Genomic DNA, 23,909 nt, shown 5'->3' with positions numbered 1-23,909 from the left:
ATCGAATTTTAGCACCATAATTCGTTATACTTTGCTCACACTTTTTCGCGACGCCTCTTTTTTATGTCATTACTTCCCATCGATGCTTATCAAAACGTATTTCACGAACAAATCGCTAATTCTCACCTAGTAGTAGAAGCTGAAACCGGGTCGGGTAAATCAACGCGCTTACCAATTTGGGCTTGCCAACATGGGCGAGTGCTTGTGGTTGAACCAAGACGAATAGCTTGTACCTCATTAGCTAAATATCTCGCCCTACAATCGGGCGAAAAGCTTGGTGACAAAATTGGTTATGCGATCAAACTTGAGTCTGAATACAACGAGAAAACTAACGTCGTTTTTGTGACGCCCGGTATCGCGCTGCGTTGGTTATCTGAAGATGGACTCGCTGGCTTTGATGTCATCGTTGTCGATGAATTTCACGAAAGGCGTTGGGATATCGATTTGCTGGTGGCGATTCTCAAACAAAAAGCGAGCCATCGCTTGGTGATCACGTCTGCAACCATCGAAGGTGAACGCCTTGCTCACTATTTGAATGCGGGTCGGATAAGCTGTGAAGGCCGAACTTATCAAGTTGCTATTGAACACCGAGCGAACGAATCCAGAACACTGCCTGATATTCGACATCTAGAGCAGCGCATCGCGGAAGAAGTGAATCATCAATTGATCGCTTCTTCTGGCGATATGTTGGTTTTTCTACCGGGTAAAAAAGAGATCGTGCAATGCGAACAAGCCTTAGCGAAAAATCCAGATATCCAAGTGGTGAAATTGCATGCGTCGGTCAGTGATAAGGAGCGAGATTTAGCGTTATCGGGTCGTAATATCGATATCAATGCTAACGGTTATGGCCTGAGAAAGGTCATTCTTGCAACCAACGTGGCAGAAACCTCATTAACCATTCCCGATATTGGTGTGGTGATAGATTCAGGATTAGAAAGACGCACCGTTCAACGAAACGGTAGAACGACTCTGATGCTTAAATCCATATCACGAGCCAGTGCCAAGCAACGAGCTGGTCGCGCGGGTAGGGTAATGGACGGCGCTTGTGTGCGTCTGTATGGTGAGCATGCGGCGTTAGAGTTAGTCACACCGCCTGAATTGCAGCGTGAAGAGCTGACCGAACCTATGTTGGCCGCGGCCTGTTGTGGTGCTCCGCTTGAGAGCTTGTCTTTCCTTGATCCTATTCCTGAAAAATCACTAAACAGTGCTACTCAAACCTTGCTGACGATGGAAGCGATTAAAGCCGACCATCAAATTACCGAGCATGGCAAAAAGCTGTATCCGCTGCCGATTGATGCTTTGTATGCCGATATCGTTACTCGAATCAAAACCAAAGCATTAAAAGAAGCGATGGTCGATCTCACTGCTGCGCTGTCCGTTCCTGCTCGCTTGTATCAATTACCAACCAATGCAGAACATTTGGAAGCACTCGCTCAACGAGAAAAGGAAGGGTGTGATTTATCCCTGTTGATTCAGATCGTTCGCGGTCGCGAATATCCGAATCTAGAAATCGATCAGCAAGCATTGAATGAAGCACAAGGACTGGCTAAGCAAATGCGTGAGGTGTTTGAACTTCCTCAATTAGAAGTCGCGTCCCGTTTCCCGCGTATTGAACTGATTGACACCATTATTAAGCTGCATCCTGAGTTAGTGTTTGTGCGCAGACTGAAAAGGAAAGAAGCCTTTGCCAACGGAGCGTTAGAGGTAGTACTCGGCCGTCAGAATCGTTTCCCGGACAATGCACAAGCGATGTTGGTGTTAGACACTCATAGTTTGCCGGGAAGAGGTGTTAAGCAAACACTGACCTTAGCGACGGTCACTGCACCTATTCCTTTGGATCTTATGATTGAAGCGGAGATGGGAGAGTGGCAACAAGGTGAAACCGTGGTTAATGATGATGGCGTCTTTACTGAGATGGCTTTGGTGTATGCCGGCCGCACGATCACGACCAAGCTCGTGGCAGCGGAAGGGCAACTATCGTTAAAGCCGATCGTCGATCTTGTATCGAATGGGGTTAAACTTCCCGGTTTTGCACAAGCTCGTACTCAACAAATCAAACATTGGCAGCTGTATGTGAAACTCGGTCTCGATGAACAAACCCAATACACACCAGAAATTGAGAACATTAACTTTGAGCTATGGTTAATAGAGCAGCTTGAAGTGTTAGGTGTCACTGATGTGAGCGAATTGGAAATGTTCGACCATGCAGATATTCCATTCGATGGTATCCCGACTTGGCTCTATTCAGAGTTTTCGGAAAAGTACCCGTTTGCATTGAGCCTTGCCGACTTGCAACTCGAAGTCGAATACCTGCCGGCACGCAAGCTGATTTACGTTCATTATCAATCGGGCAGTCGAAAGTTATCGCCAAAACGTTGGGAGCTCCCGACATGGTCTGGCTGGCGTATCCAGTACAAAAAAGCGAGTCGGATAATTGATATCAAATAGATGGATTAGTTTTATCTCTAAAATATTAATCAAATAGGTGCATATATGTTTTTTCAGTGCTTATTTTGTTACAAGTTTGATTTTTATATGCCTTTTTAACCAATCAAAAGGTCATAAAAGACTATTCTTCTATATCCTATTGCTATAAAGAAAGAGTTGATAGATATTGAGTATATTGTGTTGTCAAAGTGTCGGGGGACATCATGGATAAACAGACAGAGACGCGTGTAGAGTTTGATTACACAACATTTCTTGGCGCCTCATGCAGTAAAAAATGGACTTTTCTGGAAGCACTAACCACGATTGCGCCAGTATTTAGTACTGTCTGGCGAGATAGCATTAAAGAGCTCGCAAGCCCTGAAGATCGTTTATGGCAGATGGCATTGAAATCGATGTCGACGCGTAAAAGTGATGAGTCAAATATTGTTACCTTACTCAAGCTAGCCAAGCTAGAGGGGATCAATGAACTCAAAGTTGCTATGCCATATTCTCTTGAAGAAAAACAGATCGAGTACATTGAATCGCGCAGTCATTTGGTGATTGCCGAGAATACTGGAGAAGAGTTTACTATTAAGCTTTAATCTATCAGTATTGCTTAGAGCTTAGAGCTTAGAGCTTAGAGCTTAGAGCTTAGAGCTTAGAGCTTAGCTCAAATAAGATTAAAACGTACATGTAAAAAGGGCCTAAATACTGAGGCCCTTTTTGTATTTAAGTCGTTCTTGTACTTAGGCAGAACGTGATATCTAACCGCTATTAATCGATTAGGCCGTAGTTGGCACGCAATACATCGATGATCTCTTGCTTAGGATTCTCACTCAGTACGATTTCCGCACCTGTAATCTTCGCCGCGATATCAAGATAAGTACGTGACAGAGACATCAATGAATCCAATGGAAGTTCATTGTCACGAGCTAACGCTTCACGCTCTGGCATACGCTCTTTGTTCAAAAGAATGTCCGCATCAGGGAAGTAGTTAAGCAGGAACTGGCGGAAACCTTCTTTTGAATTCTCAACGATGTTACCGTTATTGTATTCCTGAGTATCCCAAATGCGAGATGAATCTGGAGTACCGACTTCATCCATGTAGATAAGCTTTTCTTTGCCTTGAGCATCGTTCACATAGCCGAACTCAAATTTCGTATCGACAAAGGTTTGATCGACTTTTGCTAGTGCTTGGCTAATTACGTTGAAGCCTTCTTTTAGACGTTTCTCGTAATGCGCAATGTCACTTGCTTGAGTAAAGTTGAACGCTGCGAAGTTATCTTCGATGTTGTTACGTGTGATGTTCACATCGTCAGCTTCTGGAACACCAGGAATCCCTTTCAAAATCCCCTTTGTAGAAGGCGTGATCAGTAGCTCAGGCAATTTCTTGTCTTTCTCAAGGCCTTCTGGCATCTCGATACCACAGAATTCGCGTTCGCCGTTTGCGTATGCACGCCACATTGAACCTGTGATGTATTGACGACAAATCGCTTCGATCATGACTGGGCGAGCTTTTTGTACAATCCATACGAACGGGTGAGGGATATCAAGAATGTGACTGTCAGCAAGGCCGTTGTCTTTAAACAATTTGAACCAGTGGTTAGAGATAGCATTCAGAGCCGCTCCTTTACCTGGAACACCTTTTAGATTCCCTTCACCACGCCAGATACAATCAAATGCAGAGATACGGTCACTGATCACCATGATTGCTAAAGGCGCATCTGGTGCTACATCGTAGCCTTTCTCTTTAATTAGTCGTTGGCTATCTTCTTCAGTTAACCAGTAGACTGAGCGAACCTTGCCACTGTGGACAGGTTTATCAGTACGGATTGGTAGGTCATCATTTACGGCAAGAACTTGATCAGCAAGGCTCATTTAGACATTCCTATCTTTTATCAAACGTCATACAGAGAAGTGCGGTGTGCACATGATTAGACGGGCATTATACCCAATCTACTATTTGCTTCCAGAGAAAAAGCAAACGATTGCTAAATCTATTGTTTAAATAAAAACCCCCGCCTAACAATCCGCTAAAAAATTGGCGAATTGTAGGGCAGGGGAAGGCAGTATATTTGGACTGTGTTTTGGATTTATGCTGTTAAGTTAACTAAGTTTGTTAGCTAAAAGATTAAGCTATGTTTATGGGCTATGTTTTTGAGCCAACATGATATTAAGCAAGGTGGTCTAGTGAATACGCTCTGAATTGGCATCAATAAAGAAGACTTCGCACTGAAAGCGCATTCCTAATGTTCTTAGGTATTGCTGACTGAATTGATCAATCGAAGCACTCGCAACAATCGCGCTCGCATTCTTAGATCGAATGGCTTTCTCGACGGTTTCTATTTCTGTCATTTGATTAGAGGCTTTCATGTGAATAACACGATCACAGCAAACATTATGTTGCTGCAGCTGTTTAGCCGATGGTCTTGGTGTTTGAGCCGTAAACAGTAACCACTGATGTTGATTGGACAGCAACGCCATTTTGGCAAACAACGCTTCTTCGTTTGAACTTTTTGTGTCACGAGAGACGGATGTAAATGCGCAGTGAGTTAGCGGGCTAGAGTGTTGTGCTTTAACGTGTGCTGGAATCATTTTGCTGTCCTTATATACATGCTGTATGCGTATACAGTAGTTTTTGTTGCTTATAAGATCAAGTGTTTTTTGAGGGATTATTGGACGATCTTGCTTGGTTGGGTAAGTGATTTTTATTTAAGCTGTTGAAAATATGGTAAAAATTAAATTTGAATGAATTCGTTGTTTTGTCTCATAAGTTGAAGAAATGTGAGCTTTATACAGGTGTATACAGTGGGTTTGACAGAAAAGTACTGTATACACCTGTATAGAAGATAAGAAGATAAGAAGATAAGAAGATAAGAAGATAAGAAGATAAGAAGATAAATCTCAGATACAAAAAAAGCGCCTTAGGCGCTTTCTTATATTTCAACGGTGTTGCTTATCTCAATGTCGCTTGGGAGAGTTTTGCTCTCATTTCCATTTCACCAATATTGAACTGGCGAACATCAATGGTGGCCATATCATTGCACTCTTTACATGCATGATGACACTTACCATCTAGGTAGTCGTGCTTTTTAACTAGGCTTGGCTTTTTGCACCAATCACAAACGCCTTCTATTGTGAACATATTCTCTCCTCACCTGTTTAAGTCAGGTGTATTTTCGGCGCGAATTATGACACAAGTAAGACTCATTAGTTAATAGTTTGTTACCTGTTTTTGAGAGGGGGATCGATTGCAGTACTAATAAAATCGATATCTTTGCGACTTTGGAAATCGAGTTTACTTGGCTGTTTACGTTTTTGTAACACTCTTAAGGATGGTTTTTAGCGAATTGTTCAAACGTTTCATCTCTTCGTCACATCCGTAACCATCAGGGTGGTATATTTTGGATAGCTGTTTATATCGAATTTTAATGCTTTTTTGATTCGGAATTGAGCTAGGTGTATACCCAAATAGAGCGCAGGCTACTTGTAAATTGTTCAGGCTGTTGTCATTTTTCTGTTTTTTTAACTCATGGAACATCGTGTGCAGCTGACGTTTCTGCTGCTTAATAGTGAAGTCTTTCGAGCTAAGCTGTGCTTCAAGTGTCTGCTTTTGTTGCCCCAATTCACCCGATTTTAGAGCGTGTCTTCTTTTTGATATCACCAGAGTCATGATAATGCTGACAATTGAAATCAACACGGCTAAGGCTGTGCCAATTAGATAGTCTGAATACGTTAGGTTAGAACGTGTTACCTGCTCTCTAGAGGGCAGATAAGAAGGGGAGCTACTTGCTCGCTCTGGATTAGATAGCCTCTGATTCGTGCTGCTTTCAGCAATGACGTTGTCATTGAGCTTCTCAATCGAAGAGATCTGCTTGGCACGTTGCTGGTTGAATTGCGCTTCCAGAATACGGTTATAGCCATCTTCGGCTGTTGGATTGTTTTTTAAGGCCGCTTCATACCATAGCTGTGCTTCATCTAATGGTTTTAGGAGTTCTTCCTCAAGTGAGGATTCGTAGAGCTTTGCGACTTCGATAGGCGCGCGTTGGTTACCTTGTAAGGCTGATTTAATAAACCATTCTAAAGCTAGCTTGTTGCTTTGCTCTACACCTGAACCTGCCAAGTACCATTCACCTAGCCTAAATTGCGCATCTGCATTGCCGTTTTCTGCGGATTGCGAGTACCAATAAAATGCATCGTGGGTGCTCAAAGGGATATCATTACCTGATTCATAAGCTTGAGCTAGTTGGTATTGAGAAACTGGATCTTGAGGTTGAGATTCTATCGAGAATGCAACGTTGCTTTCTGCATGAACGATGTGTGCAGTAGAGAACTGTATTGTAGAAAAGATGAGGGTGAAAAATAGAGTTCTAAGAAGTGATGATGACAGAAAGTTGGATAGGATAAACAATAGATAAGTCTCGTAAAAAAGCCCAGAGTCGGTATATCAGTATGAATATGGCTAGTCGTGTGACTTTGAACAAGCAACACGACGATAAGCAACTATATAGAGGTTAATTCAATAGATAAAGACGAACTGGGCTTTAATCGTGCTACTTAAGCGGCAAGATTTGAATTTCTACGCGACGGTTACAAGCGCGACCTTGAGAGGTGTTGTTGTCACATAGAGGGTAACGCTCACCGTTACCTCGAGCAATGGCACGGCCTGCAGCAACGTCTTGAGAGATCAAGAATGCACGAACCGATTCAGCACGACGCTCAGAAAGAACTTGGTTAGAAGACTCGCTGCCTGTGCTGTCAGTGTGACCTTCGATCACTAGGCTAGTGTCTGGGTATTCAACTAAGATGCGCGCAACGCCGCGAAGTGTTTTGTGGATGCTTGATTCTAAAGCGTAAGAACCAGAATCGAAGCCAATGCCGTTCTCTAGGCGAAGTAGAAGTTGGTTCTCACCAACACGCTCTACTTGAACGCCTGAGTTCATGAGTTCTTCACGAAGTGCAGCTTCTTGCTGGTCAAAGTAGTAACCGATACCACCGCCGACAGCGGCGCCACCTGCCGCACCGATGAGTGCACGTTTGCGGCGGTCTTTAGAGTCGTCACCCGTAGCAGCACCAGCAACAGCACCTGCGATTGCACCAATTAAAGCACCTTGAGTTGCGGAATTAGTCTCAGATTCGCCAGTTGTAGCGTTTTGGCGTTGTGTCGCTTGACAGCCCGTTAGAGCAACAGTGAGTGCCAGGGCTAGTGTGATTTTTTTCAACGTATTTCTCCATCATGTACTTCTGTCAAACGCATGAATTACGAAAGACAACAATAAGTCCTATTGGTGGTTTTTATCAATACGCTGAAGCAATGTAAAGTGGCTTTATGATTTAGTTATTTTTTTAACGGCTTGAGTTCCGCCAACAGGTCGATTTACAGACAGTTTTCGACCTTTCTTCAAACCAACTTCATAGTCTGCGGTGAGGTTTTTCATCGCTTCTCTGAGTTGTTGTTTGAACGTTTCGCGGTCGATGTTTTGGAATTCTTTATCAATGTAGTTATTGATCTTGTTGTTTGACTCGTCGTCTGGGGTGATAACAGGCAGTTTTTCAAGCGCACCTTCTACCCAACCCGAAACGTAAGAGTTTACGCGACGTGTTACTTCTAGTGTCCCTGTTCCCGAGCCCGCAAAACTGTTTCTGAATTGGCCAGTGTGCTCATTCAGTTCGCGATAAATAATATCGAACGCAAAAGCCGCGAAGATAGCGCGATCGGCTTCACCAATGAATTCAACGCGTTTAAGGCCTTTGTGATTCAGTAACACGGCTTCTACGCCAAACTTGGTGTTAATACCACGAATAACACGCAGCAGTGTAGAGCTGATATTTGCAGGTAACAGGTGACTGGATTGAGTTTTTCCCATCTTGATAAATTCAATATCGTCCTTTTCGAGACCATATTTCAGCATCAAGTTATGTGCCATTTTTATCGCATTGGCAGCTTCATTGACGTTCGCAGAGTTTCCAAGCTCAAGACACTTGGCAATTTTCTTTAGGGCTTTTTTCTTATCCATCGACAACTTAATCATTACCGCAAATTTTTAAAAGTCCAACATTTTACATGTTTTGGCGAGCAACAGCAAAGTCAAAAGTCATTTGTAGGAATGTGGTGAACGATTGTGGAAGATAAGGATATAGGAAGGAAGCGGCGGGTCCCGGACAAAACAAAACGCCATCAAGAGGATTGATGGCGTTAGTGACACGATTTTTAGGATGTGCTAGAGCTTTCGCAAACTAGATTCCAAGTTCATCGAGTAAATCAGCTGCAGAATCGTTGCCTGAACTTTGCTCTGGCTGCTTTGGTTCTTGCATTTTTTTCTGAGTCGCTTCAAGAATGCTGTCTGGACATTCGTCTTCAGCGATTTCAAATTCTTCCAATTGGATGAATTCAGTTTTGTCCATTGCAAGCTCAAGGTAGAAAATGTTGTTGTCGGCAGTAGAGAAAGTAACACGACGAGCTTGCGGGCGATCTAAGTTAGTATCAACAGAAAGGTTCACTTGCTTGTTCAGTGCCAGCATTTTCGGTTGGTTTTGTGTGATGTTAGTTTGCAGTTCTTTACGGATTTTGTTTGTAAAGTCGCCAACCAACTGGTTCATCAACTCACCTAATACATCACCTACTTCGTCTGAAGTATGAAGTACAGCGAGTTCGTCTTCAGGCATGCCCATATTACGCATGTAATTTGTGTAGATCTCTAGCGCTGCTTTCGACGTAAAATTGATAACAACAAGACCTGAAAAACCGCCGTCGAACAAGACGAAACAACCAAAATCTGGCTTAAGGCTTGTCTTGTTGATCTTTTGAACCATTGCTGAGTAGGACACCTGTGAAGCCGTCGCTGAAGTAAGTACGTTTGAGACTGATTGGCATAGCTTAAGAAGAATATCTTCAGTTGTGACTGTTTTGCTTTTTTTCATTGTTATTTGCTCATGGAGATGTCGTAAAAAAGTTATCTACTATCTTACTACTGAATTAAGACGAAAGTGACTATTTCTCCATTCTTGCACCGAGATTCTTATTTGATCACCTTTTTATATGATCTTAATAGTAGTAAAGTGACGAAATTCAAAGAAAAATATTAAAAATCTCAGATAACCCAATGCTGATAGGATCAGCGAAGTAGGGGCAGGAAGCAAATGTTACCAAGACTTCAACTCAATGCTGATGTCGATCCAGTTGTCGTACGCTTTTTAGATGAACTAAAAACAGCGGGCTTTACTGGCGACATTGAATCTCAATATTCTAGCCGTTTGGCTGTGGCGACTGATAACAGTGTCTATCAGCAATTGCCGCAGGCAGTTATTCTCCCTAAAACAACCCAAGACGTTGTGCTGCTCGGTAAAGTGGGTGCAAAATCTGCTTACGAACGCGTGACCTTTTCCCCTCGTGGCGGTGGTACCGGTACTAACGGACAGTCTTTAACAAAAGGCGTCGTGGTTGACCTTTCTCGTTATATGAACAAGGTTCTTGAGATTAACGAGCAAGAAGGCTGGGTAAGAGTTCAGTCAGGTATCGTTAAAGACCAATTGAACGATGCTGTGCGTCCGTATGGTTACTTTTTCTCTCCAGACCTTTCTACCAGTAACCGAGCAACCTTAGGTGGCATGATCAATACCGATGCTTCGGGCCAAGGGTCATTGAAGTACGGTAAAACGTCTGACCATGTGTTGTCGCTGCAAGCCGTCTTCGCAGATGGTTCATGTCTCGAATCCGATTTATCACACGGCTTACCTGCTGAAGGTGAATTTGCTCATCATGCCTTTGCAGTAACTGAGGCCGTTTGTCGAGATAAGCGCGCTCAAATTCTTAATAAATTCCCACCATTGAACCGCTTCTTAACTGGTTACGATTTAAAGAACGCAATCAACGAAGAAGACGATAGCTTTGACCTGACTCGTGTTCTATGTGGTGCAGAAGGTTCATTAGCATTCATCACTGAAGCAAAGCTCAACCTCACGCCGATTCCCAAAGCGCGAACGCTGGTTAACGTTAAATACAACACGTTCGATTCTGCACTGCGTAATGCGCCGTTCATGGTAGAAGCGAAAGCGCTGTCTGTTGAAACCGTTGATTCAAGAGTATTGAACCTAGCGAAACAAGACATTGTTTGGCACACCGTGAGCGATTTGCTTATGGATGTTCCAAATAAAGAGATGCTTGGTATCAACATGGTTGAGTTTGCAGGCCAAGATGAAGCGGAAGTTGAACAACAAGTTCAAGCGCTGACCGCACAGCTTGAAAGCATGGTAGAAACTGAAGACGCGGGTGTGATTGGCTTCCAAGTGTGCAGTGATTTGGCGAGCATTGGCCGAATCTACAACATGCGTAAGAAAGCGGTAGGTCTATTAGGTGCGGCGAAAGGCCGAGCTAAGCCAGTCGCTTTTGCTGAAGATACCTGTGTACCACCAGAAAACTTGGCCGACTTCATCTCTGAATTTAGAGTCTTACTCGATTCAAAAGAGTTGAACTACGGCATGTTTGGTCACGTGGATGCGGGCGTACTGCACGTTCGTCCTGCTTTAGATTTGTGTGATCCGATGCAAGAAGCATTGATGCATGAAGTCTCTGATGAAGTGGTTAAGCTGGTGGCTAAATACGGCGGCTTGATGTGGGGTGAACACGGTAAAGGCTTCCGTTCTGAGTATGGTCCTGACTTCTTTGGTGAAGAGCTGTTTACCGAATTAAGACGAGTTAAAGCGGCATTTGACCCGCATAACAAGATGAACCCAGGCAAGATCTGTACGCCTTTAGAAAGCGATGCTGAGTTGGTGAAAGTCACTGATACCAAGCGTGGTTTCTACGATCGCCAGATCGACGTACAAGTCCGTGATAGCTTCAAGCAAGCGATGGAATGTAATGGTAACGGCTTGTGTTTCAATTACGATACGAGTTCGCCAATGTGTCCTTCGATGAAAGTCACGGCTGACCGTCGTCATTCACCAAAGGGCCGTGCAGGCTTGGTTCGTGAATGGTTACGTCAGTTAACGGAACAAGGCGTCGATATTCTCGACTTAGAGCAAGAAGCGCTGAAGGACAATACTCCGATTAAAACCATGGTGGAACGTGTTCGTAACACGATGAACAAACGTCATGAGTACGATTTCTCACATGAAGTTCATGAAGCGATGAACGGTTGTTTGGCGTGTAAAGCGTGTGCGAGCCAGTGTCCTATTAAAGTTGATGTACCAAGTTTCCGTTCTCGATTCTTAAACATCTACTATTCGCGTTACCAGCGCCCAGCAAAAGACTATTTAGTCGCTAACATTGAAACCATGCTGCCGCTGATGGCGAAAGCGCCAAAAGTAGTGAACGCTGCATTGGGTCAAAAGTGGATACAAACGGCAACGGCTAAGACGGTCGGTTATGTTGATGCTCCTTTGATGTCGGTACCTACACTTAAAAATCGTCTGGCGAGCAAAGAGCTGCAACTCTTCGACTTACAGTACTTAGAAGGCTTGTCTTCTGAAGAGAAGAAACAGCATGTGCTGATCGTTCAAGACCCGTTCACTAGCTTCTATGATGCGGAGGTGATTGAAGACTTCGTCACTCTGGTTCAAAAACTTGGTAAAACTCCGGTGTTGCTGCCGTTTAAGCCAAATGGTAAAGCTCTGCACATTAAAGGCTTCTTAAGTCGTTTTGCGCGTGAAGCGAAATCAACATCGGATTTCTTGTCGATGGTGGCGGATATCGGTATTCCTTTGGTGGGTGTGGACCCGGCTCTTGTGCTTTGTTACCGCGATGAATACGTTGAGACCTTAGGTGACAAACGTGGCGACTTTGATGTGCTTACCGTGCATGAATGGTTAATGCCATCGTTAGGTGAGTTCGAAGCACGTTCAGCAAGTGAAGATATGTGGTACTTGTTTGCTCACTGTACTGAGAAAACCAAAATGCCGAACGCTGAAAAAGAGTGGGGCACTATCTTCAAGCACTTTGGTGCTGCGTTAACCAGCGTTCCGGTTGGCTGTTGTGGTATGGCGGGCACCTTCGGGCATGAAGTTGATAAGTTACAAATGTCGAAAGATATATACGGTTTAAGCTGGAAGCCTCAAATGCAGGACTTACCAAAAGATCGTTGTTTGGTGACGGGTTATTCTTGCCGTAGCCAAGTGAAGCGTTTTGAAGGTGAGAAGCTTGCTCACCCATTACAAGCGCTAGCAAAAATTCTTTAATACATTTAGCCCAGCAATTGCTGGGCTTTTTTCTAAACTAACAAAGGAATGTTAATAAGGAAAAGTATGAAATTTCTAGAATTAAAAGTACCACCCGTTGCACTGTTCATTATTGTATTCGTAGCATCATACTTCTGCGCTCAGCAGTTGAGCCAAGGAACATTGGCACTGCCTTATCGAATGGTTGTGCTCGGTATCGGGATTGTCTTGAGTGGTGTTATTGGAATATCAGGCATATGGGAGTTTCGCAAACAGAAAACCACCGTTAATCCGATCAAAGTCGACACCGCTTCTGCAGTTGTGGACAGTGGAATCTTTGGCTACACGCGAAACCCAATGTATCTAGGGCTATTTATCCTACTGTTTTGTTTTGGCTACTTCTTCCAAAACCTGTTCAGTGTCTTACTCAGTTTTGTATTCGTAATCTACATGAATCAGTTCCAAATTAAGCCAGAAGAACACGCTCTAGAGCAATTGTTCGGTGCGGAATATGTTGATTACAAACAAAAGGTTAGGCGCTGGATTTAGTTCTGACTTGAATACAGGCTTGAGTGACTTGATGTCATTAGTCATCGAAATGAAAAAGCCCAGCTTGTGATACCAAGCTGGGCTTTATTGATCTTGTTTTTAGCTGTTTACATCAAGTGATGTAAATAAGGATGCTGATTAAGCGGCAGCTGCGAACTGAGCTAGAAACATCTCTTTACGTTCGTTGAAGCGGTTTACTAGGTCGTCTACAGAAGCTTGGTCGTATGGCTTAAGACCACTTGCTACCATGCGCTTTACGCCTTTACCGACTACTTCACCGTCTTCTTTGAAATCAAAGTTCAGTGTCACGATGCCACGCTTGCCTTCAACATCAAAAGTCGCACCAGAGAATTCAACTTCTGGGTGAGATAGGTCTAGACGAGTAAATTCAACTTCCATGCTCTCGTAAATCACAAGAGGACGTTGGCAGTTGATCATCATTTGTTGTTCTTCCATAAGAGGAACCATGATGTGTGGGAAGTTCATGCCTGAGAACTTAACGTAGTTTGTTACTACGTGTTCGATGAATGCTTGATCGTGGCTCTTTTCACCTTCACAAGACATGTGTAGGTACTCTTTGCCTTTCTCGTCAACCAGTGAGCTTTCTTTCTCACACTTGTTGTCAACGCTTAGCGCAATACCGTTACCCACCATACCTGAAAAATCAAAACGCATTTTTTGGCTGATGCCTTCTTTTTGCAGAAGTACTGCAAATAAAAGATCGCCAGGCACGCAGAAGCGCTTGTTGTCTTCATCGTGAATTGGGTTGAAGTCAGCAGCTACTTTTTTAGCAAAGTGGCTAGCTTGTTCACGAGTGAATTGAAATTGATTGTCTTCAGTAGAAAAGTAAGGTGTCAGAAACATAGTATCGCTATTAGTCATCAAATCTGGGGTGGATTATAGCTAACTAACTTGGTTCTAATGGTCTATCCAGTTAACTTTGCTGATATATCAGTCAATTAGATAAATACGTTGGATGGTATGTCACGACTTTAAGGGAGATATGGCCTTTGGCTCAATGCAACAAGGGCTAACTGATAGCCCTTGTTTATATGACACTCTAATGGGTGTTGTTCAGAATGTTTTTACTTTAAAAGCTACACAAAGTGCCTTCTGGCATTAGGTGATTATGAACGGATAATTTGAGCAATAAGTTCGCTTGCTCAATATCTGGAGCAAAATATCTGTCTTTGTCGTAGAAGCTCACTTTCTCACGCAAAATCTGCTTCGCTTCTTCCACACGAGGAGAAGATAGATTCGGAGCGCGGAAGTCTAGCCCTTGTGCTGCTGCTAAATATTCTACTGCCAATATCCCACGGGTATTTTCAGCCATGTATCTAAGCCTACGAGCGGCAAAGGTGGCCATTGATACGTGGTCTTCTTGGTTTGCAGAAGTAGGTAGGCTGTCAATTGACGCAGGATGAGCCAATGTTTTGTTCTCACTAGCGAGTGCTGCAGACGTTACTTGAGCAATCATAAAGCCTGAGTTCACGCCACCGTTATCGACTAAGAAAGGCGGTAGTTTGCTTAGCGCGCTATCAATCAGCAGCGCCATTCTACGCTCTGACAAGCTACCGATCTCGGCAATGGCCAATGCAAGGTTATCTGCTGCCATTGCGACAGGTTCTGCGTGGAAGTTACCGCCCGAAATGATGTCGCCATCGTCAGCGAAAACTAGCGGGTTGTCGGATACGGCATTTGCTTCAATGTTTAAGGTTTCTGCTGAATTACGAATCTGCTGTAAACATGCCCCCATCACTTGAGGCTGACAACGCAGTGAGTAAGGGTCTTGAACCTTTTCACAACAAGTGTGTGATTCACCAATCTCACTCTTTTGATCAAGCATATGACGGTAAGCAAGTGCTGCATCCATCTGGCCACGATGACCACGAACGCGATGAATACGCGGATCAAACGGACGACGGCTACCCAGCGCGGCTTCTACAGACATTGCACCACACACGGTTGCAGACGCGAATAAGTCTTCTGCTGCGAACAGACCTTCTAGTGCAAAGGCTGTCGATGCTTGTGTGCCGTTTAACAGCGCCAGACCTTCTTTAGGTGCTAGCGTTATAGGCTCCAAGCCTGCGATCTGCATTGCTTCTAAGCCAGTGATGATCTTGCCGTTGTGGCGTGCTTGGCCTTCACCTAGCAGTACCGTACTCATGTGGGCGAGGGGAGCAAGATCTCCTGAAGCACCCACAGATCCTTTTTGTGGAACACATGGGTAAACCTGTGCGTTCACAAGATCGATAAGGGCATTAATCACTTTGAGGCGGATACCAGAGTAACCGCGAGACAAGCTGTTAATCTTAAGTACCATCATCAAGCGAACAGTTTCATCAGACATGAATTTACCAATGCCCGCCGCGTGAGAAAGCACGATACTTTTCTGTAGTACTTCTAAATCCTCAGGGGCGATTTTGGTATTTGCTAACAAGCCAAAACCCGTGTTGATGCCATACACGGTGCGATCTTCAGCAATCACTTGTTCGACAACGTGCATGCTCGCTTCTATATCAGGAATCGCTGCAGGATCGAGAGATAAATTCACAGGGCTACGGCTAATCTTACGCAGTTCAGGCAGGCCTAGAAGTCCTGGCTTAAGTAATAAATTCAACATGTTTTCTCCAGACATTAAAGGCGACGAAGTTCTTCGTTTAGCATAGGTAAATCAAGCTTCTGCTCTTTAGCACACTGCTTGGCAATATCGTAACCCGCATCAGCATGACGCATAACGCCAGTAGCCGGATCATTGTGAAGTACACGAGCAATACGTTGTGATGCATCTTCGCTACCGTCACAACAAATCACCATACCCGAGTGTTGTGAGAAGCCCATGCCAACGCCGCCACCGTGGTGTAGAGAAACCCATGTTGCGCCGCCTGCAGTATTTAACAGAGCGTTCAATAGAGGCCAATCTGATACAGCATCTGAGCCATCCATCATGCCTTCTGTTTCGCGATTCGGGCTTGCTACTGAGCCTGAATCTAGGTGGTCACGACCAATAACAACTGGTGCTTTCAGTTCGCCATTTTTCACCATTTCATTGAATGCTTGACCCAAACGTTCACGGTCTTTCAAGCCAACCCAACAAATACGAGCTGGTAGACCTTGGAACTGAATGCGTTCACGCGCCATATCTAGCCAGTTGTGTAGATGTGGGTTATCTGGAATCAGTTCTTTTACTTTTTGGTCTGTTTTGTAGATGTCTTCTGGGTCGCCAGATAGGGCTGCCCAACGGAACGGACCGACGCCTTCACAAAATAAAGGTCGTATATATGCGGGAACGAAACCTGGGAAATCAAATGCGTTTTCCACACCTTCTTCCAGTGCCATTTGGCGAATGTTATTACCGTAATCTACAGTCGCTGCACCACGGTACTGAAGATCTAGCATGGCTTGTACTTGAATCGCCATTGATTGCTTAGCGGCTTTCACTACTTTCGCTTCATCAACTAAACGTTCTTGTGCTGCTTTCTCCATCGTCCAACCTTGAGGCAAGTAGCCGTTCAACGGATCGTGGGCAGAGGTTTGGTCTGTCACGACGTCAGGCGTGATATTGCGTTCAACTAACTCTGGGAATACATCTGCTGCGTTACCAAGCAAGCCAACAGAGATTGGTGTGTCTGACTCTTTAATCATCTCCATCGCTTCATCTATGCTAGTGGCTTTTTTGTCTACATAGCCTGTACGCAAGCGGTAATCGATTCGTGATTCATCACATTCAACCGCGATCATTGAGAAGCCAGCCATAGTTGCAGCAAGAGGTTGAGCACCACCCATGCCGCCAAGACCACCCGTTAAAACCCACTTGCCGTTTGCTTCGCCTTGAAAGTGCTTCTTCGCGATAGCAATAAACGTTTCATAAGTGCCTTGGACGATGCCTTGTGAGCCAATGTAAATCCAGCTGCCGGCAGTCATTTGGCCATACATCATCAAGCCTTCTTTATCGAGCTCGTTGAAGTGCTCCCAGTTAGCCCAGTGTGGAACAAGGTTAGAGTTCGCGATCAGTACGCGAGGTGCGTTTTTATGAGTCGGGAACACGCCCACAGGTTTACCTGATTGAACAAGTAACGTTTGGTCGTCTTCTAAACGCTCTAATACTTCAACAATCTTGTCATAACATTTCCAATCACGCGCCGCGCGACCGATACCGCCATACACAACCAGTGCATGTGGGTGTTCTGCCACATCAGGGTCTAGGTTGTTCATCAGCATACGCAGTGGTGCTTCTGTTAACCAAGATTTAGCGCGCAAAGTGGTGCCATGAGGTGCGCGAATTTCGCGAGTCGTGTCGAGACGAGGGTCACTGTTGTGGTGTTCCGTCATTTTGGAATTCCTTCTGTTTCACGTTATATCGTTGTAGTTGTAGTTGTAGTTGTAGTTGTAGTTATCGGTATAGCTGGATTAGTTGCTGGCCATTGCACTGGCTATATCCCAACACAAACGTGCCGCCAATCGAGCCGTTTGGCCATCGACGTCGTAGTCTGGGTTGTATTCCGCAATGTCCGCGATAATGAGTTTTTCGCTGTGTTGGAAAATCTGTTCTAGAAAAGGAGCGAGTGCTTCATAGCTCACGCCTCTTGCCGCTGGTGCACTTACACCCGGCGCAGTCGCTGCTGGGAATACATCTAGATCAATGGTGAGATAGAGGTAATCACATTCAGCGATGAATTTTTGCAACTTAACCAGTTGAGCGACTTGGTTCACTTGGGTCATGTTGCGGTCATGTTCATACCACACGCCCAGTTGGTCAGCTTTGTTAAACAGCGCTTTGGTATTACTGGCTGCGCTAACGCCAAGACAAGCGTAATGAAACGGCCATTGATGCTTGTGGCAGTAATCGCTGATTTGATTAAAAGGCGTACCTGAACTGGGTTTAACATCAGCGATGTCGCTTTCAAATTCACGAAGATCAAAGTGAGCATCAAAGTTAACGATGCCGATCTTAGGTTTGTGTATTGGCTGATCTTTATCAATACGTTCAGTTTTATGAAGGCGTTCTGCTTTATGTAAATGTTCCGCGAGGCCTTGGAACGATGCCCAAGCCACTTCGTGACCACCGCCAAGGGTAATCACTTTGTTAGTTGATAGAGCATTGGCAATCACAGAAGCACACTGTTTTTGGCTGACTTCCAATTGACCATCATTGCACTCGATATCACCCAGGTCCGCGATGTGAGTGTCACTGTGCCAAGCCATATTCGCCAGAGCTTGGCGAATCAGGTCAGGTGCTTGTTTCGCGCCCACTCGACCTTTGTTTCTTGCAACACCAGCATCGCTGGCAAAGCCTACCAAGGCGATGGCGCGGTCATTAAGCTCGTCACTTAAGTCACTATGTTGCACTTGTTTGGTAATGTGATGAACGCGTGTACCTAGTGCGCCATCTTCAAGATCATTACGTCCCGTCCACACGAAGTTATGTACGGCTTCTGAGTTCTTTTGAATGCCGTTGGAATTAGATTGAGTCATGACACACCTCGCCATTAACAATGCGTTTATGAAGATGAGGAACACCGACTTGATAGCTTAGATCGGCAGGGTGCTCGATATTCCAGATAGCTAAATCAGCGGCATAACCAATTTCAATTTTGCCTTTAGTTTGTGAGTCGCCAATGGCAGCCGCAGCATGACTAGTCACACCGCGCAGCGCTTCTTCAGGCGTCGTGCCAAATAAGGTGCAGCTCATGTTCATCATCAGCGTTAAATCAGCAAAGGGAGACGTGCCGGGGTTTAAGTCGGTCGCGATCGCCATTGGAATGTTGTGTTCACGAAGCAGGGCAACGGGTGGTTGTTGAGTCTCTTTAAGGAAATAGAAAGCGCCGGGTAGCAAGGTGGCAACTGTGCCTGATTCTGCCAGTGCTTTTACTCCAGCTTCATCTAAGTACTCAACATGGTCAACAGAGAGTGCGCCGTATTTTGCTGCAAGCGCGCTGCCACCCATATTCGAAAGTTGTTCAGTGTGGCCTTTAATCGCTAGCCCATGCGCTTTGGCAGCTGCAAAGACGCGTTCGGTTTGTTCTAGGTTGAAGCCGATAGATTCGCAAAACACGTCAACAGCATCGGCGAGCCCCTGCTCTGCAGCTTTAGGAATGATCTCTTGGCAAACCAAATCGATATAGCTGTCCGGTTGTTCTTTATATTCAGGTGGCACAGCATGCGCTGCAAGGAGAGTGGTGGTGATCTTAATTCGGCGATGATTCTCTAACGTTTTAGCTGCGCGTAACATCTTGAGCTCATCTTCAAGTGTTAAACCATAGCCAGATTTTACTTCGATGCTGGTTACGCCACTTCTTAGCAGGCCATCGAGTCTAGGCAAAGCCATTTCAACCAGTTCGGATTCTTGCGCTGCGCGGGTCGCGGTTACTGTCGCCAGAATGCCGCCGCCTTGTTTGGCGATGTCGGTGTAAGACACACCATTCAAACGCTGCTCAAATTCATTGGCACGATTACCCGCAAATACGAGGTGAGTGTGGCAATCAATCAGCCCAGGGGTGACTAACTTGTTTTTGCAATCATAGGTGATGTAATCCAAAGAACCATCAATACTTACTTGTTCTAACTCAGAAGCAAGTACGCCTTGGTTTGAACAAGAGATGGACACGATTTTACCGCTTTCGATAACGATATCTTGAGGGGAAGAGGGCTGATAGCCATCGGCTCCCGAACTCATGGAGACCATTCGTGCGTTTTTAAGGATCAAATTCATAATCACCTAGATCTTTGCTAAATATTAAATGTATATACAAACAAATAGGCTAAACGCTGACCCGAATCAAGTTGATGTTGCAAAAATGTGATCGGCGATCAGGATGATGTTCTTTAATCTAGAAGTATCTTGGAGCTTAATTTGTACTTAGAGCCAGGATGGTAGAGCAATGCAAAGCTGATGAGCCGTTCTTTGCTCCATGTTCTTCTATTCAAAAGCAGGCAAGGCTCTGATTCAGAAAGTTTTAGTGACGTTCTAATTTGAGAGTCAGGAATAATGGCTTCAACCGTATGCTCGATAGCACTCAACGGGCAGCTTTTTGAAAGGTATTCGTTGGGTGTAGAGGTTGAAAAGTCTTGCTCTAGGTATTTTGGAGCGGCTTGAGAGTTCACCCAGCGCGCTTCCAATTGAATCGGTGCGTTGTCGGCAAAGTGTATGATTTCACTATAGAACACTTCTGCGTTAATCATCACACCTAACCGTGTAGCCGTGCTTTCATCAGCCTTGATACTATCGTGCTTGATAACTTGGCTAGTATACGTTTGGCCTCGGTCTTTGATCTCTTGCGCGATGTTGTTGATATCAAGCAACGGAGATTGCGCTTTTTCGTCTGGTTCACAAACAAAAGTCCCCAGTCTTGGTTTCCTGATGAGCTTGCCTTCAGACACCAAATCTCGAATCGCTTTATTGACCGTCATTCGACTCACATTGAACTGCTCGGTAAGTTCGAGTTCTGTGGTTATCTGGTAACCCACTGGCCAGTGACCACTGTTGATCTTGTCATCTATGAACTGTTTTATCTGAAGGTAGAGCGGCGCTTTCGACATAATGAAACCTTATTTGACTATACAAATAGAGTAACGGAATTTTTCACGATTTCAACATTTCCTCGGGCAATGTGACCTTATTCAACATAGATGGGGCAAATTGCTTGATTCTGTGAGGCAAGTGTCGCAAATTGTCACGCAATAACTATTCGTAAATCAGATAATTAGAAAGGGAAATAATATGTTTAAGAAATTAAAGGCCTCGTTGGGCATCGGTGCAGCAAAGGTTGATACTGTCTTAGATAATATTGAAGTTTTCCAAGGTGGAGAGTTGTCTGGCAATGTTCACATTGTTGGCGGCGACGTTGAGCAACAAATTGACCTGATCAACTTGGTTCTCAACACAGAAGTAAAAGTAGAAACGGAAGACAGCACCAGCTACGAAACCTTTTCACTGGGTCGTATTCAAGCCGTAGAGCCTTTCGTTATCCAACCGGGCGAAACCAAACTGGTTCCATTCCGTCTTAAGTTAAATGATGAAACACCAGTCACGGCGTTGAACGCACAAATGAACCAATGCCATGTGTGGGTTGAAACCAACTTAGATATCGGCTTCGCGATTGACCCTAAAGACCGTGACTTTATCTCCGTACACCCATTGCCAACAGTCGCTAAAATCATCCAAGGTGTCGAAGCATCGGGTATGGCAATGGTGAAAGCAGACGTAGAGAAGGGCTTCTTGAAAGGCAACAGCTTTGCTTCTCGCTCTGGCTGTTACCAAGAGATTGAATTTCGCAGCGGAGGTTTTATGAATAACAAAGAGATCGAGCTGTCATTCATCGTAGATGGCTCTATGGTTCACTGCCTAGCAGAGATCGACCGCTCAATGAGCTTCCGTGGCGACCAATACATCTCATTCAGCTTGCCAGCTAACGCAGCCGACTCAGACATCCGCAACGCTGTATCAAGAATCATGAGTGCGTAGTTCCCTCTCTGTTAGTAGTTGCTCTGTCTATTAACAGAGACAAGACAATACAACTTCTAAAGCCGAACTTAACCGTTCGGCTTTTTTGTTTGTAAATAAAGGCAAAGAGCCAATCATTGAACGTTAGCTTAGGGTGTTAGAAGGTCCTATATAGAAGAGACATTTAAGTTATGTAGTTTTTGTGGCGCTGTGGGACTAACATTGTCATTTCATATAATTTCGTTACAATGTTCGGCTACTCACAAGTGGGGCATCTGTATTTGCTTCTATGTGGGTATATTTATTATGCATATATCTCCGGTCAACATACTCGTTGACTGACAAACATATATTAAACATTTTCATGTGTTGCTTGGTGTGCAACACCACTGTAAAGGACAAATAATGCCAATTATTACTCTTCCTGACGGTAGTCAGCGTCAATTTGACAACCCTGTATCAACTCTAGATGTTGCCCTATCAATCGGTCCTGGTCTTGCGAAAGCAACCATTGCTGGTCGTGTAGACGGCGAGCGTGTTGATGCTTGTGATCTTATCGAAAACGATGCAAGCCTAGAAATCATCACAGCTAAAGATGAAGTTGATGGCCTTGAGATCGTTCGTCACTCTTGTGCTCACCTTTTAGGTCACGCGATTAAGCAGCTTTTTCCAGAAGCGAAAATGGCGATCGGTCCTACCATTGATAACGGTTTCTACTACGATATCGACCTTGAGCACTCTCTAACGCAAGAAGATCTAGAAAAGATTGAAAAGCGTATGAAAGAGCTAGCGAAGACCAAGTATCAGGTTGTTAAGAAGAAAGTTAGCTGGCAGGAAGCGCGTGACGCATTCGAAGCTCGCGGCGAGACTTACAAAATCGAAATCCTGGATGAGAACGTTTCTAAAGACGATCGTCCAGGCCTGTACCATCATGAAGAATACATCGATATGTGTCGTGGTCCACACGTTCCACATATGGGCTTCTGCCAACACTTCACGCTACTTAACGTAGCGGGTGCTTACTGGCGTGGTAACAGTGACAACAAGATGCTTCAACGTATCTACGGTACTGCATTCCACGACAAGAAAGCGCTTAAGGCTCACCTAGTGCGCCTAGAAGAAGCGGCTAAGCGTGATCACCGTAAAATCGGTAAGCACTTAGATCTATTCCACATGCAGCAAGAAGCACCAGGCATGGTGTTCTGGCATCACAACGGTTGGACTATCTTCCGTGAGCTAGAAGTATTTATTCGTCAGAAGCTGACTGAGTACGATTACCAAGAAGTAAAAGGCCCATTAATGATGGACCGTGTTCTTTGGGAGCGCTCTGGTCACTGGGATAAGTACGCTGAAGCGATGTTCACGACTTCTTCAGAGAACCGTGAATACGCGATCAAGCCAATGAACTGCCCTGGTCACGTTCAAATCTTTAACCAAGGTTTGAAATCTTACCGTGATCTACCGTTACGTATGGCTGAGTTTGGCTCATGTCACCGTAACGAGCCGTCTGGCGCACTTCACGGCATTATGCGTGTTCGTGGCTTCACTCAAGATGATGCTCACGTATTCTGTACTGAAGACCAAGTTCAGCAAGAAGTTAAAGCTTGTATTGAAATGGTTTACGATACTTACACAACTTTCGGTTTCGAAAACATTGTTGTTAAGCTATCTACTCGTCCAGAACAGCGCGTAGGTTCAGACGAAATGTGGGACCGTGCAGAGGCCGATCTTAAGCAAGCGCTTGAGGCGATGGAGATTGCATACGAGATTCAAGAAGGCGAGGGTGCGTTCTACGGACCTAAGATTGAATTTACTTTGCATGATTGTTTGGACCGCGCATGGCAATGTGGTACAGTGCAGCTCGATTTTGCATTACCAGAACGTTTAGGTGCAACTTACGTAGGTGAAGATAACGAGCGTCACACGCCAGTTATGATTCACCGCGCGATTTTAGGTTCACTAGAACGCTTCATCGGTATTCTTATTGAAGAATACGCTGGCTTCTTCCCAACGTGGTTGGCGCCAGAACAAGCAATTGTTATGGGCATTACAGACAAACAGTCTGAATATGTACAAGAAATTGCGAAAAAACTGCAAAAAAGTGGATTTAGAGTCAAAGCAGACTTGAGAAATGAGAAGATTGGCTTTAAAATCCGCGAACATACTTTGAAACGTGTACCGTTCATGCTTGTGTGTGGTGACCAAGAAATGGAAGCCGGCGAAATTGCAGTACGTACACGTAAAGGTAAGGACCTTGGCAAATTTAAAGTGGATGACTTTATTTCATACATCCAAGCCGAGGTTTCAAGCCGTAAGCTCAATCTGGAGGAATAGC

General features: G+C 44.6%; 19 protein-coding genes. 6 read left to right on the top strand and 13 right to left on the bottom strand.

Annotated elements, in window-relative coordinates:
- Window positions 1–63: 63 nt before the first annotated feature.
- On the top strand, window positions 64–2,448 hold the full coding sequence (locus AB6D07_RS14430) for a helicase-related protein (RefSeq protein WP_017103775.1): 2,385 nt from the start codon (window positions 64–66) through the stop codon (window positions 2,446–2,448).
- Between the two features lie 203 nt (window positions 2,449–2,651).
- Window positions 2,652–3,029 carry a hypothetical protein gene (locus AB6D07_RS14425; protein ID WP_017103776.1) on the top strand — a complete coding sequence of 126 codons (378 nt, stop codon included), beginning with the start codon at window positions 2,652–2,654 and terminating at the stop codon, window positions 3,027–3,029.
- Window positions 3,030–3,201: 172 nt separating this feature from the next.
- Here AB6D07_RS14425 and AB6D07_RS14420 read toward each other — a convergent pair whose 3' ends face one another.
- From AB6D07_RS14420 to AB6D07_RS14390, 7 genes are all read right to left on the bottom strand, one after another.
- A complete protein-coding gene (locus tag AB6D07_RS14420) occupies window positions 3,202–4,305 on the bottom strand; it encodes a phosphoribosylaminoimidazolesuccinocarboxamide synthase (RefSeq protein WP_017103777.1) in 1,104 nt (367 codons plus the stop codon).
- Window positions 4,306–4,614: 309 nt separating this feature from the next.
- Window positions 4,615–5,022 (bottom strand): SulA-like leucine-rich domain-containing protein, encoded by a 408-nt coding sequence (locus AB6D07_RS14415; protein WP_017099831.1) that lies wholly within the window; start codon window positions 5,020–5,022, stop codon window positions 4,615–4,617.
- A 361-nt stretch (window positions 5,023–5,383) separates the two neighbouring features.
- Complete coding sequence (locus AB6D07_RS14410; protein ID WP_017098749.1) at window positions 5,384–5,572, bottom strand: hypothetical protein; 189 nt, start codon at window positions 5,570–5,572, stop codon at window positions 5,384–5,386.
- Window positions 5,573–5,737: 165 nt separating this feature from the next.
- Window positions 5,738–6,838, bottom strand: a complete 1,101-nt coding sequence (locus tag AB6D07_RS14405; RefSeq protein ID WP_017103778.1) for a tetratricopeptide repeat protein — start codon at window positions 6,836–6,838, stop codon at window positions 5,738–5,740.
- Between the two features lie 142 nt (window positions 6,839–6,980).
- Window positions 6,981–7,649 (bottom strand): OmpA family protein, encoded by a 669-nt coding sequence (locus tag AB6D07_RS14400; protein WP_009846483.1) that lies wholly within the window; start codon window positions 7,647–7,649, stop codon window positions 6,981–6,983.
- 105 nt (window positions 7,650–7,754) lie between these two features.
- Window positions 7,755–8,444, bottom strand: a complete 690-nt coding sequence (locus tag AB6D07_RS14395) for a DUF2786 domain-containing protein (RefSeq protein WP_009846484.1) — start codon at window positions 8,442–8,444, stop codon at window positions 7,755–7,757.
- A 220-nt stretch (window positions 8,445–8,664) separates the two neighbouring features.
- The gene (locus AB6D07_RS14390; protein ID WP_009846485.1) at window positions 8,665–9,348 is read right to left on the bottom strand and encodes a DUF3334 family protein; all 684 of its coding nucleotides are present in this window, start codon (window positions 9,346–9,348) and stop codon (window positions 8,665–8,667) included.
- A 219-nt stretch (window positions 9,349–9,567) separates the two neighbouring features.
- Here AB6D07_RS14390 and AB6D07_RS14385 point away from each other — a divergent pair, with 219 nt between their 5' ends.
- Complete coding sequence (locus AB6D07_RS14385) at window positions 9,568–12,603, top strand: FAD-binding and (Fe-S)-binding domain-containing protein (RefSeq protein ID WP_017103779.1); 3,036 nt, start codon at window positions 9,568–9,570, stop codon at window positions 12,601–12,603.
- A gap of 66 nt (window positions 12,604–12,669) precedes the next feature.
- The gene (locus AB6D07_RS14380; protein ID WP_017103780.1) at window positions 12,670–13,131 is read left to right on the top strand and encodes an isoprenylcysteine carboxylmethyltransferase family protein; all 462 of its coding nucleotides are present in this window, start codon (window positions 12,670–12,672) and stop codon (window positions 13,129–13,131) included.
- A 138-nt stretch (window positions 13,132–13,269) separates the two neighbouring features.
- Here the strand turns inward: AB6D07_RS14380 and AB6D07_RS14375 are convergent, their stop codons facing one another.
- The 6 genes from AB6D07_RS14375 to hutC all read right to left on the bottom strand — a co-directional run bounded on the left by AB6D07_RS14375 (window position 13,270) and on the right by hutC (window position 20,670).
- Window positions 13,270–13,995, bottom strand: a complete 726-nt coding sequence (locus AB6D07_RS14375; protein WP_010438254.1) for a DUF3581 domain-containing protein — start codon at window positions 13,993–13,995, stop codon at window positions 13,270–13,272.
- 226 nt (window positions 13,996–14,221) lie between these two features.
- Window positions 14,222–15,754: a histidine ammonia-lyase gene (hutH, locus tag AB6D07_RS14370; protein WP_017085756.1), complete on the bottom strand. Its 1,533-nt coding sequence runs from the start codon at window positions 15,752–15,754 to the stop codon at window positions 14,222–14,224.
- 14 nt (window positions 15,755–15,768) lie between these two features.
- Window positions 15,769–17,463, bottom strand: a complete 1,695-nt coding sequence (gene hutU, locus AB6D07_RS14365) for a urocanate hydratase (RefSeq protein WP_017103781.1) — start codon at window positions 17,461–17,463, stop codon at window positions 15,769–15,771.
- A 78-nt stretch (window positions 17,464–17,541) separates the two neighbouring features.
- Window positions 17,542–18,606, bottom strand: coding sequence for a formimidoylglutamase (hutG, locus tag AB6D07_RS14360; protein WP_017103782.1), 1,065 nt, complete (start codon window positions 18,604–18,606; stop codon window positions 17,542–17,544).
- Window positions 18,593–19,843 (bottom strand): imidazolonepropionase, encoded by a 1,251-nt coding sequence (gene hutI, locus AB6D07_RS14355; protein ID WP_029223061.1) that lies wholly within the window; start codon window positions 19,841–19,843, stop codon window positions 18,593–18,595. The genes hutG and hutI overlap by 14 nt, the downstream gene beginning before the upstream one ends.
- Window positions 19,844–19,956: 113 nt before the next feature.
- Window positions 19,957–20,670: a histidine utilization repressor gene (gene hutC, locus AB6D07_RS14350; protein WP_017099838.1), complete on the bottom strand. Its 714-nt coding sequence runs from the start codon at window positions 20,668–20,670 to the stop codon at window positions 19,957–19,959.
- A gap of 181 nt (window positions 20,671–20,851) precedes the next feature.
- Here hutC and AB6D07_RS14345 point away from each other — a divergent pair, with 181 nt between their 5' ends.
- On the top strand, window positions 20,852–21,595 hold the full coding sequence (locus AB6D07_RS14345) for a sporulation protein (RefSeq protein WP_017063601.1): 744 nt from the start codon (window positions 20,852–20,854) through the stop codon (window positions 21,593–21,595).
- Between the two features lie 384 nt (window positions 21,596–21,979).
- Entirely contained in the window at window positions 21,980–23,908 is a 1,929-nt protein-coding gene (thrS, locus tag AB6D07_RS14340) for a threonine--tRNA ligase (RefSeq protein WP_029223062.1), read from the top strand.
- Window position 23,909 lies beyond the last annotated feature (1 nt).

The organism is Vibrio sp. 10N.239.312.C11 (genome assembly GCF_041466065.1).
Classification (GTDB): Bacteria; Pseudomonadota; Gammaproteobacteria; order Enterobacterales; family Vibrionaceae; genus Vibrio; species Vibrio tasmaniensis_A.
Note: the sequence above shows the minus strand (reverse complement) of the source record. Positions and strands in the feature narration are given on the sequence as shown.

Coding starts and splice junctions, on each gene's coding strand:
- AB6D07_RS14430 (WP_017103775.1), top strand. CDS start 64: ATGTCATTACTTCCCATCGATGCTTATCAAAACGTATTTCACGAACAA.
- AB6D07_RS14425 (WP_017103776.1), top strand. CDS start 2,652: ATGGATAAACAGACAGAGACGCGTGTAGAGTTTGATTACACAACATTT.
- AB6D07_RS14420 (WP_017103777.1), bottom strand. CDS start 4,305: ATGAGCCTTGCTGATCAAGTTCTTGCCGTAAATGATGACCTACCAATC.
- AB6D07_RS14415 (WP_017099831.1), bottom strand. CDS start 5,022: ATGATTCCAGCACACGTTAAAGCACAACACTCTAGCCCGCTAACTCAC.
- AB6D07_RS14410 (WP_017098749.1), bottom strand. CDS start 5,572: ATGTTCACAATAGAAGGCGTTTGTGATTGGTGCAAAAAGCCAAGCCTA.
- AB6D07_RS14395 (WP_009846484.1), bottom strand. CDS start 8,444: ATGGATAAGAAAAAAGCCCTAAAGAAAATTGCCAAGTGTCTTGAGCTT.
- AB6D07_RS14390 (WP_009846485.1), bottom strand. CDS start 9,348: ATGAAAAAAAGCAAAACAGTCACAACTGAAGATATTCTTCTTAAGCTA.
- AB6D07_RS14385 (WP_017103779.1), top strand. CDS start 9,568: ATGTTACCAAGACTTCAACTCAATGCTGATGTCGATCCAGTTGTCGTA.
- AB6D07_RS14380 (WP_017103780.1), top strand. CDS start 12,670: ATGAAATTTCTAGAATTAAAAGTACCACCCGTTGCACTGTTCATTATT.
- AB6D07_RS14375 (WP_010438254.1), bottom strand. CDS start 13,995: ATGTTTCTGACACCTTACTTTTCTACTGAAGACAATCAATTTCAATTC.
- hutH (WP_017085756.1), bottom strand. CDS start 15,754: ATGTTGAATTTATTACTTAAGCCAGGACTTCTAGGCCTGCCTGAACTG.
- hutU (WP_017103781.1), bottom strand. CDS start 17,463: ATGACGGAACACCACAACAGTGACCCTCGTCTCGACACGACTCGCGAA.
- hutG (WP_017103782.1), bottom strand. CDS start 18,606: ATGACTCAATCTAATTCCAACGGCATTCAAAAGAACTCAGAAGCCGTA.
- hutI (WP_029223061.1), bottom strand. CDS start 19,843: ATGAATTTGATCCTTAAAAACGCACGAATGGTCTCCATGAGTTCGGGA.
- hutC (WP_017099838.1), bottom strand. CDS start 20,670: ATGTCGAAAGCGCCGCTCTACCTTCAGATAAAACAGTTCATAGATGAC.
- AB6D07_RS14345 (WP_017063601.1), top strand. CDS start 20,852: ATGTTTAAGAAATTAAAGGCCTCGTTGGGCATCGGTGCAGCAAAGGTT.
- thrS (WP_029223062.1), top strand. CDS start 21,980: ATGCCAATTATTACTCTTCCTGACGGTAGTCAGCGTCAATTTGACAAC.